The organism is Aromatoleum toluolicum (genome assembly GCF_012911005.2).
GTDB lineage: Bacteria > Pseudomonadota > Gammaproteobacteria > Burkholderiales > Rhodocyclaceae > Aromatoleum > Aromatoleum toluolicum.
Map to the genome: position 1 here is coordinate 1 of NZ_WTVS01000113.1, position 11,344 is coordinate 11,344.

10 protein-coding genes are annotated in these 11,344 nt (G+C 70.8%); all 10 read left to right on the forward strand.

Annotated features, from left to right (window positions below; all coding sequences use genetic code 11):
* Positions 1-10: 10 nt before the first annotated feature.
* From rfaE1 to GPA27_RS26635, 10 genes are read left to right on the forward strand one after another with little or no spacing between them, the layout of a single operon-like run.
* A complete protein-coding gene (rfaE1, locus tag GPA27_RS26590; RefSeq protein ID WP_169143449.1) occupies positions 11-961 on the forward strand; it encodes a D-glycero-beta-D-manno-heptose-7-phosphate kinase in 951 nt (316 codons plus the stop codon).
* A gap of 14 nt (positions 962-975) precedes the next feature.
* The gene (gene rfaD, locus GPA27_RS26595) at positions 976-1,938 is read left to right on the forward strand and encodes an ADP-glyceromanno-heptose 6-epimerase (protein ID WP_169143440.1); all 963 of its coding nucleotides are present in this window, start codon (positions 976-978) and stop codon (positions 1,936-1,938) included.
* Positions 1,935-2,981: a lipopolysaccharide heptosyltransferase II gene (gene waaF / locus GPA27_RS26600; RefSeq protein WP_169143441.1), complete on the forward strand. Its 1,047-nt coding sequence runs from the start codon at positions 1,935-1,937 to the stop codon at positions 2,979-2,981. Before rfaD ends, waaF begins: the two co-directional genes overlap by 4 nt.
* Positions 2,981-4,123 carry a lipopolysaccharide heptosyltransferase I gene (gene waaC, locus GPA27_RS26605; RefSeq protein WP_169143442.1) on the forward strand — a complete coding sequence of 381 codons (1,143 nt, stop codon included), beginning with the start codon at positions 2,981-2,983 and terminating at the stop codon, positions 4,121-4,123. Before waaF ends, waaC begins: the two co-directional genes overlap by 1 nt.
* Positions 4,123-5,244: a glycosyltransferase family 4 protein gene (locus GPA27_RS26610; protein ID WP_169143443.1), complete on the forward strand. Its 1,122-nt coding sequence runs from the start codon at positions 4,123-4,125 to the stop codon at positions 5,242-5,244. Before waaC ends, GPA27_RS26610 begins: the two co-directional genes overlap by 1 nt.
* On the forward strand, positions 5,241-6,065 hold the full coding sequence (gene rfaP / locus GPA27_RS26615) for a lipopolysaccharide core heptose(I) kinase RfaP (RefSeq protein ID WP_169143444.1): 825 nt from the start codon (positions 5,241-5,243) through the stop codon (positions 6,063-6,065). The genes GPA27_RS26610 and rfaP overlap by 4 nt, the downstream gene beginning before the upstream one ends.
* On the forward strand, positions 6,062-6,850 hold the full coding sequence (locus GPA27_RS26620; protein WP_169143445.1) for a lipopolysaccharide kinase InaA family protein: 789 nt from the start codon (positions 6,062-6,064) through the stop codon (positions 6,848-6,850). Before rfaP ends, GPA27_RS26620 begins: the two co-directional genes overlap by 4 nt.
* A gap of 1 nt (position 6,851) precedes the next feature.
* A complete protein-coding gene (locus GPA27_RS26625) occupies positions 6,852-7,625 on the forward strand; it encodes a lipopolysaccharide kinase InaA family protein (protein ID WP_169143446.1) in 774 nt (257 codons plus the stop codon).
* Positions 7,622-9,094, forward strand: a complete 1,473-nt coding sequence (locus tag GPA27_RS26630; protein ID WP_169143447.1) for a lipopolysaccharide kinase InaA family protein — start codon at positions 7,622-7,624, stop codon at positions 9,092-9,094. Before GPA27_RS26625 ends, GPA27_RS26630 begins: the two co-directional genes overlap by 4 nt.
* A gap of 24 nt (positions 9,095-9,118) precedes the next feature.
* Complete coding sequence (locus GPA27_RS26635; RefSeq protein ID WP_169143448.1) at positions 9,119-11,173, forward strand: LTA synthase family protein; 2,055 nt, start codon at positions 9,119-9,121, stop codon at positions 11,171-11,173.
* The last annotated feature ends 171 nt before the right edge of the window (positions 11,174-11,344 follow it).

The following is an 11,344-nucleotide window of genomic DNA, read 5'->3' on the forward strand; positions in this document are numbered from 1 at the left end:
CTCCCCGTCCATGCTGCCTCCCCTGCCCGATTTCTCTGCCGGTCGCGTGCTCGTCGTCGGCGACGTGATGCTCGACCGCTACTGGCACGGCTCGACCACCCGCATCTCGCCCGAGGCGCCGGTGCCGATCGTGAAGGTCGAGGGGGACGAATACCGCGCCGGCGGCGCCGGCAACGTCGCGCTCAACGCCGCCTCGCTGGGCGCCGGAGCGGAGCTCGTCGGCCTCGTGGGCCGCGACGAAGCCGCGCGCCTGCTGCGCGACCGGCTCGAATCGGGCGGCGTCGCGTGCCGCCTGCTCGAAGCGCCGCAGCACCCGACGATCACCAAGCTGCGCATCATCAGCCGCCACCAGCAGCTGATCCGGCTCGACTTCGAAGACAGCTTCGCGGTGCTGGAAAGCGCCGGCATCGAGCAGGCCTTCGAGGACGCGGTCGGCGCGAGCGGCGCGGTGGTGCTGTCGGACTACGGCAAGGGCACGCTCGCGCAGGTCGGCAGCCTGATCCGCGTCGCGCGCGAACACAAGGTGCCGGTGGTCGTCGATCCCAAGGGCACGGACTTCGGCCGCTATTGCGGCGCGACCGTGATCACGCCGAACCTTTCCGAATTCGAGGCGGTCGTAGGGCATTGCGCCGACGACGCGACGCTGCGTCAGCGCGGCGAGGCGCTGCGCGATGCGCTCGACCTCGAGGCGCTGCTCGTCACGCGCTCCGAACGCGGCATGACGCTGCTGCAGAAGGGGCACCCCCCGCTCGACCTGCCCACCCGTGCGCGCGACGTATTCGACGTCACCGGCGCCGGCGACACCGTCGTCGCGGTACTCGGCGCGGGACTCGCGTGCGGCCTGTCGCTGCCCGACGCGACGGCGCTCGCGAACGTCGCCGCCGGCGTCGTCGTCGGCAAGCTCGGCACCGCGACCGTCAGCCGCGCGGAGCTCGGCGAGGCCCTCGCCAGCACGCACTGATCAAGGAGTACAGCATGTACATCGTCACCGGCGGCGCCGGCTTCATCGGCAGCAACATCGTGCACGGGCTCAACGCCCGCGGCATCACCGACATCCTGGTCGTCGACGACCTCACCGACGGGCGCAAGTGCCTGAACCTCGCCGACGCGCACATCCGCGACTACGCGGACAAGGACGATTTCCTGCGCCGCATCCAAAGCGGCGAGGACTTCGGCCGCGTCGAGGCGGTGTTCCACGAGGGCGCCTGCTCCTCGACCACCGAATGGGACGGCCGCTTCGTGATGGCGGTGAACTACGAATACACCAAGGCGCTGTTCGGCTGGTGCGTCGAACGCGGGATTCCCTTCCTGTACGCGTCCTCTGCCTCGGTCTACGGCATGGGCCCGACCTTCCGCGAGGCGCGCGAATTCGAGCGCCCGCTGAACATGTACGCGTATTCGAAGTTCCTCTTCGACTGCCACTTGCGCCCGCTACTGCCGAACGTCAGGAGCCAGGTCGCCGGACTGCGCTACTTCAACGTGTACGGCCCGCGCGAGCAGCACAAGGGCAGCATGGCGAGCGTCGCCCACCACTTCAAGAACCAGCTCGATGAAAGCGATCGCCTGCGCCTCTTCGAAGGCTCGGACGGCTACGGCCCGGGCGAGCAGCGGCGCGACTTCATCCACGTCGATGACGTCGTCGCCGTGAACCTGTGGCTGCTCGACAACCCGCAGGTGTCGGGCATCTTCAACGTCGGCACCGGACGCGCGCAGAGCTTCAACGAAGTCGCGCACGCCGCGATCAGGTGGCACAAAGCTGGAGGCGGGGGCGGCGGCATCGACTACGTCGCCTTCCCTGAACACCTCAAGGGCCGCTACCAGAGCTACACGCAGGCCGACATGGATGCGCTGCGCGCCGCCGGCTACGCGGGCGAATTCATGCCGGTGGAAATCGGCGTGCCGAAGTACATGGACTGGCTGGCGCAGAACCGCGGATGACCGCGCCGCGGCAGATCCTCGTGGTCGGCCCCTCGTGGGTCGGGGACATGGTGATGGCGCAGAGCCTCTTCATGACCCTGAAGGCCGAAGGCCCGTGCGAGATCGACGTGCTCGCACCGGGCTGGTCGCTGGCCATCCTGGAGCGCATGCCCGAGGTGCGTGGCGGCATCGCAATGCCGCTCGGCCACGGGCAGCTCGGCCTGAAGGAACGCTGGCGCCTCGGGCGCGAACTCGCGAAGCGGCGCTACGACCAGGCGATCGTGCTCCCCGGTTCGCTGAAATCCGCGCTGGCGCCCTTCTTCGCCCGCATCCCGCAGCGCACCGCCTTCCGCGGCGAGATGCGTTACGGCCTCATCAACGACATGCGCCGCCTCGACAAGGGCGCGCTGCCGATGACCGTGCAGCGCTTCGTCGCGCTCGGCCGCCCCGCCGGCAAACCCCTGCCACAGCCCTTCCGGCGCCCGCGCCTGGTCGCGGCGCCGGCCAGCCAGGCGCGCCTGCGTGCCGAACTGGGCCTCGATCCCGACCGCCCTGCGATCGCCTTCATGCCCGGCGCCGAATACGGCCCCGCCAAGCAGTGGCCGCTCGCGCATTACGCCGAACTCGCCGCCGAGCTCGTCGAGCGCGGTTACCAGGTGTGGGTACTCGGTTCGGCCAAGGACGCGCCGGCAGGCCAGGAAATCGCGGCGAAGGCGGGGAACGGCGTGCATAACCTGTGCGGCCGCACCCAGCTCGGCGATGCCGTGGACCTGCTGGCGATGAGCGCCGCCGCGGTGACCAACGACTCCGGCCTGATGCACGTCGCCGCAGCGCTCGACCGGCCGCTGGTCGCCGTGTACGGCTCCTCGACCCCGGACCACACGCCGCCGCTGTCCGACCGCGTCGCGGTCCGCTACCTGCGCCTCGAATGCTCGCCGTGTTTCGAGCGCGTGTGCCCGCTCGGCCACACCCGCTGCCTGCACGAGATCACGCCGGCGAGCGTGCTCGCGTCGCTGGCGACGCTGGGCGTGACGGCGCCGCAGGACACCCGCGGAGCCGCCTGATGCGCGTACTGGTCGTCAAGACCTCGTCGCTCGGCGACGTCATCCACACTTTGCCGGCGCTCACCGATGCCGCGCGCGCGATCCCCGGCATCCGCTTCGACTGGGTCGTCGAGGAAGCCTTCGCCGAGATCCCGTCGTGGCATCCGGCCGTCGACGAGGTGATCCCGGTCGCCGTGCGGCGCTGGCGCAAGTCGCCCTTTGCCGCGCTGCGCAGCGGCGAATGGCGCCGCTTCACCCGCCGCCTGAAACAGGTCCGCTACGACGCGACGATCGACGCGCAGGGCCTCATCAAGAGCGCCTTCCTGACGCGCTACGCCAGCCGGCCCGTGCACGGCCTGGACCGCAATTCGGCGCGCGAGCCGTTCGCGACGCGCTTCTACACCCATACCCACGCCGTGCCGGTCGGGCGCCACGCGGTCGAGCGCGTGCGCGAGCTCTTTGCCCGCGCACTCGGCTACCCGCTGCCCGAGGGGCCGGGCGAATACGGCCTCGACCGCCGCCGCGTGCTCCCGCCGGGCCGCGACGAAGGCGACTACCTGCTGTTCCTGCACGGCACCACCTGGACGACCAAGCACTGGCCCGAAGTCTATTGGCGGCGGCTCCTCGAACTCGCCCGCGACGGCGGCTGGGCCGTGCGCCTGCCCTGGGGCAACGACGAGGAGCGCGCACGCGCTGAACGCCTCGCCGCCGGCCTCGCCAACGTCACCGTGTTGCCGCGCCTCAAGCTCGCCGGCATCGCCGCACAGCTCGCCGGCGCGCGCGCCTGTGTCGCCGTCGATACCGGCCTTGGTCATCTCGCGGCGGCTTTCGACGTGCCGACGCTATCGCTGTTCGGGCCGACCAACCCCGGCTTCACCGGCGCCTGGGGCCATAACCAGTTCCATTTCGCGTCGAACATGGCCTGCGCGCCCTGCCTGCAGCGCCGCTGCACGCACGAGCCGACCGACGAGGAGCGCTCCCGCTTCGACCTCGCCACCGAGCAGCCGCTGTGCTTCACGCGCCTCGCGCCGGAGCGCGTGTGGCGCGCGCTGCAGTCCGTGATCGCCGACGGCGTCCCGTGCGCGGAGCCGGCGTGCGCCGCCCCGGAGCCGGACGACGGCAGCGCCGTGCTGCGCCCTGTTTTCGACCGCAAGGCCCGCTGATGCAGCTCGCGTTCTGCCTGTACAAGTACTTCCCCTTCGGCGGCCTGCAGCGTGATTTCCTGCGCATCGCGCTGACCTGCCAGGCGCGCGGCCACGACATCCGCGTGTATGCGCTGGAATGGCAGGGCGAGGTCCCGCCGGGCTTCGAACTCGTGCGCGTGCCGGTGAAGGCCTTCACCAACCACGGCCGCTACGCGAAATTCACCGATTGGGTGCAGGCCGACCTGCGCCGCCGCCCCGCCGACCGCGTCGTCGGCTTCAACAAGATGCCGGGCCTCGACGTGTATTACGCCGCCGACCCATGCTACGAGGACAAGGCACGCCGCCTGAGGAAGCCCCTCTACCGCTACAGCCCGCGCTACCGCCACTTCTCGGCCTACGAGCGCGCGGTGTTCGCGCCCGAGGTGCATACCGGGATCCTGACCATCTCGCCCGCGCAGCAGGCCCTGTTCGCACAGTATTACGGCACGCCGCAGCGCCGCTTCCACCCGCTGCCGCCGGGCATCGCCCCCGACCGCCGCGCCCCCGCGAACGCCGCCGAGATCCGTGCCGCGTTCCGGCGCGAGTTCCGCCTCGCCGACGACGACCTGCTGGTCGTGCAGATCGGCTCCGACTTCCCGCGCAAGGGCCTGGATCGCACGCTCGCGGCAATCGGCGCGCTGCCCGAGCCGCTCAAGCACCGCACGCACCTGATCGCGCTCGGTGCCGACGATCCCAAGCCTTTCCTGGACCAGGCGCACACGCTGGGCATCGCCGGGCGCGTGTCGCTGCCCGGCGGGCGCAGCGACGTGCCGCGCTTCCTGCTCGGCGCCGACCTGTTCACCCACCCGGCGCGCCACGAAAACACCGGCACCGTGCTGCTCGAAGCCCTCGTCGCGGGCCTGCCCGCACTCGTCAGCGGCGCCTGCGGCTACGCGCACTACATCGCAGAGGCCGACGCCGGACGCGTCATCGCGGAACCCTTCGACCAGGCCGCAATGAACGCCGCGCTCGCGCAGATGCTCGGCGACGCCGCCGCACGCGCGCAATGGCAGCGCAACGCGCTCGCGTATGCCGACAGCCACGACCTCTACAGCCTGCCCGAGCGCGCCGCCGACGTGATCCTCGGCCAGCGCAGATGAGCACGGTTTTCCTCGCCGAACCCTTCGCCACGCTGTGGGCGGGCCGCGACCCTTTCGCGGCCGCCGCTGCGCTCACCGGCACCGTCGTGCGCGAGCTCGAAGGCCGGCGCACTTTCCGCTTCGAGATCGATGGACGCGGCTACTACGCCAAGCTGCACCGCGGCGTCGGTTGGGGCGAGATCCTCGAGAACCTCGTGCGCGGGCGCCTGCCGGTGCTCGGCGCCGAGAACGAATGGCGCGCGATCCAGGCCTTCCACGCGCACGGGCTTGGCACGATGACGGCGGTGGCCTTCGGCGATCGCGGGCGCGGCCCGGCGCGGCGCGAATCCTTCCTCATCACCGAGGCGCTGGAGCCGACGACCGACCTCGACGCCCTCACCCGCAACTGGGCCGGCAACCCGCCGCCGGTCGCCCTCAAGCGCGCGCTGCTCAAGGAAGTCACCCGCATCGCACGCGGCATGCACGAGGCCGGCATCAACCACCGCGACTTCTACCTCGTGCACTTCCTGCTCGATCTCGACCCGCCGCCCGCCCCCGGCCGGCTGCGCCTGTCGGTGATCGACCTGCACCGCGCGCAGCTGCGCAGCCGCACGCCGCGGCGCTGGCGCGACAAGGACCTCGCGGCGCTGTACTTCTCGGCGCTCGACATCGGCCTCACGCGGCGCGACAAGCTGCGCTTCCTGCGCGACTACTTCCCCGGCCCGCTGCGCGACACGCTGCGCCGCGAGGCGCGCCTGCTGGCCCACCTCGAACGCGAGGCCGCGCGCCTCAAGCGCCGCTACGAGCGCAAGTTCGCCCACCGGCCGGCCTTGCAACGATGAGCGGCTGGAAGCTGAACAACGACTACCTGCGCACGACCGGCGCAGAGACCGCGCTGCACACCGCCTTCGGCTCGCTCGACTCAGTGTTCGCGCTCGCGGGCCAGCGCATCGCGCGCGATCCGCTCTCCGAAGTGCTGAAGGTCGAAGTCGCCGGCCGCCACTACTACATCAAGCGCTACCACGGCGCCGGCAAGCATCTGCGGCGCTGGCTTGGGCGGCCGCGCGTGAAGGCCGAATGGCAGAACCTGCGCCACTTCGCCGCCTGGGGCATCCCGACCGCGACCGTCGTCGCCTGGGGCATGGAACGTCGCCTGGGCGCCTTCGCGCGCGGCGCGATGATCACCGCCGAGCTGCCGCGCACGACCGACCTCGCCAAGCTCGCGCTCGCTCACGATCCGCGCCTCAAGGACCGCCGCTGGGTCGCCGGCGTGTCGCGGCAGCTCGCGGACATCACGCGCACTCTGCACGCGCACCGCTTCGCGCACAACGACCTGAAGTGGCGCAACCTGCTCGTCGATGAAGGCGGGGAAGGCAAGGAAGACCCCACAGGCCACGCCCCCCGCCTCTACCTCATCGACTGCCCCGGCGGCACGTTCTGGCGCGGCCCCCTGCTCGCCTACCGCATCGTCAAGGACCTCGCCTGCCTCGACAAGGTCGCGAAGTACCATCTCACGCGCACGCAGCGCCTGCGCTTCTACCTCGACTACGCCGGCAAGCGCCGCCTCGACGCGGCCGACAAGCGCCGCATCCGGCGCATCACGGCATTTTTCGAAGGACGCGAGTAAGGTGCGCGACGACTACCTCGCCGACTCCGCCCGCGTGCTGTTCGCGCGCCACGGCCTCGACAGCTTCGCGGCGCTGTGGGCACTCGAACTCGACACCGTGGACACCCCCAACACCGGCCGCGGCGGTTGGAGCAGCGTGAGCCGGCTGGAGCTCGCCGATGCCGACGGCTCCGTGCAGGCGTTCTACCTCAAGCGCCAGATCGACCACCTCAGCCGCAGCCTGCGCCACCCGCTCGGCGAAGCCACCTTCGCGCGCGAGTTCCGCAACATCCGCCGCTACCAGCACGACGATGTGCCCGCGCTCGAAGCGGTGTTCTTCGGCCAGCGTCGCATCGCCGGCAAGGCGTGCGCGCTGCTCGTCACGCGCGCCCTCGATGATCACAAGCCGCTCGACCGCTGGCTCGCCGACTGGCCGGCGCTGCCGCGCGCGACACGGCGCGCGATCGTCGACGCCGTCGCCGGCCTTGCACGCACGCTGCACGGCGCCGGCCACCTGCACAACTGCCTGTACCCGAAGCACGTCTTCGTGCGCGTCGACGGCCCCCGCGCCAGCGCGCGCCTGATCGACCTCGAAAAGACCCGCCCACTGTTCCTCGGCGCCCGCGACCGCGCGCGCGACCTCGACGCGCTGAACCGCCACACCCGCGGCCCTGCCGCGACCGAGCGCCTGCGCTTCCTGCTGCGCTACCTCGGCCGCGACGCCCTCGACGACGAAGCCACGCGCCTCGCGCGCAGCATCCTGCAGCGCCGCCACCGCAAGGCCGCCCGCCGATGACCGAGCCGCTGCTGCCGGACCTTCCGCCCGAGCGCGTGCCCGGCCCGGCCCCGCTCGCGGACGCGGCCGCACTGCGCGGCGCCGGACGCACCCCCGCCGTGCCCTTCCGCGTCACGCTCGCCGACGGCCGCACACTCGTGATGACGCGCCTCTTGCGCGTGCTGCCCGGCAAGCGCATCGTCGGCGACAGCCTGCTCGACGGCCGCCGCGTGCTCGCAAAACTCTTCGTCGACAAGGACAGCGCCCGCCGCGCCGAACGCGAGCGGCAAGGCATCGCGGCGCTCGCCGCGGGCGGCATCCCGACCCCCGCGCTCGTCGCCGCGGACGCGCTGCCGGGCGGCGGCCACCTGCTGACGACCGAGTTTCTCGACGGCGCGACGACGCTCCTCGACCACTGGCGCCCGCTCGCCGAGCGTCCGCCCGGCGACGCCGCCGCGCTTGCACTCCTTGCACCCGCCTTCAGTCTGCTCGGACGCCTGCATCGCGCCGGCCTCGCCCACGACGACCTGCACTTCGGCAACTTCCTGGTGCACGACGGGCGCCTCTACCTGATCGACGGTGACGCCGTCACGACCGCCAACGCACCGCTCGCCTCCAAACCCGCCGCGCGCGACCTCGCGATGCTGATTGCGCAGCTGCCGCGCACCTGGGACGGCGCGCTCACACCGCTCCTCGACGCCTACTGCGACGGCGGCGCCTCCACCCTCGACGACGCCGTGCTCGCCCGCGCGCTGCGCCACGAGCGCGCCTGGCGCCTGCGCGACTATCTCGCCAAGACCGGCCGCGACTGCACGCTGTTCCGCGTGCGCCGCAGCCTGCACCGCTTCGAGGCCGTCGTACGCAGCGAGGCCGACGCCCTCACGCCGCTCCTCGCCGACCCCGACCGCTGGATAGAATCCGGCCGTTCGCTCAAGCGCGGCAACACCTGCACCGTCGCGCGCGTCGAGCTCGGCGGCCGCCAGCTCGTCGTCAAGCGCTACAACCTCAAGCACCTCGGCCACGCGATCTCGCGCGCGTGGCGCCCGACGCGTGCCTGGCACTCGTGGCGCGAGGCGCATCGCCTGTCCCTCTTCGGCATCCCGACACCCAGGCCGCTCGCGCTGATCGAGGAACGCTGGGGCCCCCTGCGCGCGCGCGCGTGGCTCGTCACCGAATATTGCGACGGCCCCGACATGCGTGCGCATCTCGAGCCCGACGCGGCACCCGCGCCCGCGGAAGCCGCATCGCTCAAGACGCTCTTCGATACCCTGTATCGGGAGCGCATAAGCCATGGCGATTTGAAGGCCACCAACCTGCTGTGGGACGGTAACAAGTCCTTGCTGATCGACCTTGATGCCGCCCGCCAGCACGCTACAATCGCTGGCTTCCACCGCGCCTGGCGCCGCGATCGCGCGCGCTTCCTGCGCAACTGGCCTGCGGATTCGCCGCTCCATCGCTGGCTCGACGCGATGCTGCCCGGCCGCCCCTGAGCGCTCTTTGATACACGAACACCCATGCTCCTGACCGATTGGCTCCACTCCCGCCGCGTGCGCTACCTACTCGGCGGCACGGCCCTGTTCTTCGCCGTCTTCGCGCTGCTGCGCGGCGCCTTCCTGATCGGCTTCGCCGATTTCGACGCGATGGGCGGCATCGGCAGTGAGCGCATCGTCGAGGCCGTCGGCATCGGCCTGCGCTTCGACCTGCGTCTGGCGATCCTGATGATGCTGCCAGTCGCGCTGCTCGCCTTCCTGCCGCGCGCGAACCTCGTGCGCTGCCGCGCCGTGCGCGGCCTGTCGCGGCTCTACCTGGGCCTCGCGATCCTCGTCGTCCTGCTCCTCTACGTGCTCGACTTCGGCCACTACGACTACCTCGGCCTGCGCATCAACTCGACCATCCTGCGCTTCCTCGGCAACACCGACATCTCCGCCGGCATGCTGTGGCAGAGCTATCCGGTGCTGAAGATCGCCGCCGGCTGGCTCGCCGCCTCCGTACTGGTGCTGTGGGCCGCGATCCGCCTCGAACGCCACCTGCTCGACCGACCGGCACGCGTGACGCCGACGATCTCGCGCGCCGCAGTCGCCGCCGTCGCGCTGACGATACTGACCCTGCTGGGCCTGATCGGGCGCGTCACCAGCATCAACCCGTCGAACCCCGTGCCGCTGCGCTGGAGCGACGCCTTCGTGTCCGGCAACTCGGCAGTCGGCGCGCTGGGCCTCAACCCCGTGATCTTCATCTACGACACGATCCGCACGCCGCAGGAAACCTTCGACCGCGCGCAGGTGGCCAAGCACTACGAGATGATGGTCCGCTACCTCGGTGTCACCGAACCCGACCCCGAGAAACTCACCGTGACGCGCCAGATCAGCCCGCAGCCGCACCGCCTGCAGTTCCAGCGCGCACCCAACGTGGTCTTCGTGATGCTCGAATCGCTCGGCGCGAGCCGCCTCGGCACCTTCGGCAATCCGCTCGACCCGACCCCCAACCTCGACCGGATCGCCCGCGAAGGCTGGCTGTTCCGCAACTTCCATGTGCCGGTTTCCGGCACCGCGAAGACCGTGTGGGCCAGCATCACCGGCATCCCCGACGCCGCCCGCGCCGAGAGCGCGACGCGCAACCCCTTCATCAGCAACCAGCACACCGTGATCAACGCGCTGAAGGAACACCGCAAGGTGTACGCGATCGGCGGCAGCGCCGGCTGGGCCAACATGAACGCGCTGATCCAGAGCAGCATCGACGGCATCGAGCTGGTCGAGGAAGGCGCGTGGAAGTCGCCCAACGACGACGTATGGGGTATCTCCGACCTCAACCTGTTCCGCGAGAGCAGCGCGCTGTTGAAGGCCGACGCCGCCAAGCGCCCCTTCTTCGCCTACATCCAGACGGCCGGCAACCACCGCCCCTACACCATCCCCGCCGACAACGAAGGCTTCGAGATCCGCAAGCCCTCGCTGCAGGAAGTGCAGGACGCGAGCTTCCAGGACGTCGGCCAGTACAACGCGGTGCGCCTGCTCGACCACAACATCGGACGCCTGATGGAGATCGCCAAGCGCGACGGCTGGTTCGACAACACCATCTTCGTGCTCTTCGGCGACCACAACGGCCGCATCAGCCGCCTGCCCTTCATGCCCCCCGCCTTCGAGCAGCTCAACCTCGAGAGCACCCACGTCCCCGCGGTGATCTACGCGCCCAAGCTGCTGCAGCCGCGCGTGTTCGAGGAAGCCGCGAGCCTCGTCGACCTGCTGCCGACCGTCGCCGGCCTGCTCGGCATCGAGTACCGCAATGGCGCGCTCGGCCGCGACGTGCAGCTCCCCGCGCCCGAAGGCGAGCGGGCGGTGCACGTGATCCTGCGCGAAGGCGCCTTCCCGCTGATCGGCGCCGTGACACGCAACTTCCTCGTGCAGATGAACCACGACGGCAGCAAGGCGACGATGCACGACCTCGCGTCGAAGACGCCGACCGACAACGTCGCCGAAGCCCACCCGGAAGAATTCGCGCGCCTGGCCGCACTGGCCCGAGGGCTCCACGAGACGTCGCGCTACATGATGTACGACAACCGCCGCGCGGCGCAGTGATCCGCAGGAGCCAATCAGCAGGTACCTTCCCCTTCAAGGGGGCAAGGACGGGGTTTCGCGAAGCACTGCTTCGCGCCGTCCGAGCGGGCTGGCTGTGCAAGGCCAGCCTTGGGACGGACAGGATGGGGATGGGTTTCTTTCAGGCGCTTCGGAGTCCACCCACCCCCACCC

Excerpts from the sequence above, each read along its gene's own strand:
- rfaE1 (WP_169143449.1), top strand. The coding sequence starts at position 11 with ATGCTGCCTCCCCTGCCCGATTTCTCTGCCGGTCGCGTGCTCGTCGTC.
- rfaD (WP_169143440.1), top strand. The coding sequence starts at position 976 with ATGTACATCGTCACCGGCGGCGCCGGCTTCATCGGCAGCAACATCGTG.
- waaF (WP_169143441.1), top strand. The coding sequence starts at position 1,935 with ATGACCGCGCCGCGGCAGATCCTCGTGGTCGGCCCCTCGTGGGTCGGG.
- waaC (WP_169143442.1), top strand. The coding sequence starts at position 2,981 with ATGCGCGTACTGGTCGTCAAGACCTCGTCGCTCGGCGACGTCATCCAC.
- GPA27_RS26610 (WP_169143443.1), top strand. The coding sequence starts at position 4,123 with ATGCAGCTCGCGTTCTGCCTGTACAAGTACTTCCCCTTCGGCGGCCTG.
- rfaP (WP_169143444.1), top strand. The coding sequence starts at position 5,241 with ATGAGCACGGTTTTCCTCGCCGAACCCTTCGCCACGCTGTGGGCGGGC.
- GPA27_RS26620 (WP_169143445.1), top strand. The coding sequence starts at position 6,062 with ATGAGCGGCTGGAAGCTGAACAACGACTACCTGCGCACGACCGGCGCA.
- GPA27_RS26630 (WP_169143447.1), top strand. The coding sequence starts at position 7,622 with ATGACCGAGCCGCTGCTGCCGGACCTTCCGCCCGAGCGCGTGCCCGGC.
- GPA27_RS26635 (WP_169143448.1), top strand. The coding sequence starts at position 9,119 with ATGCTCCTGACCGATTGGCTCCACTCCCGCCGCGTGCGCTACCTACTC.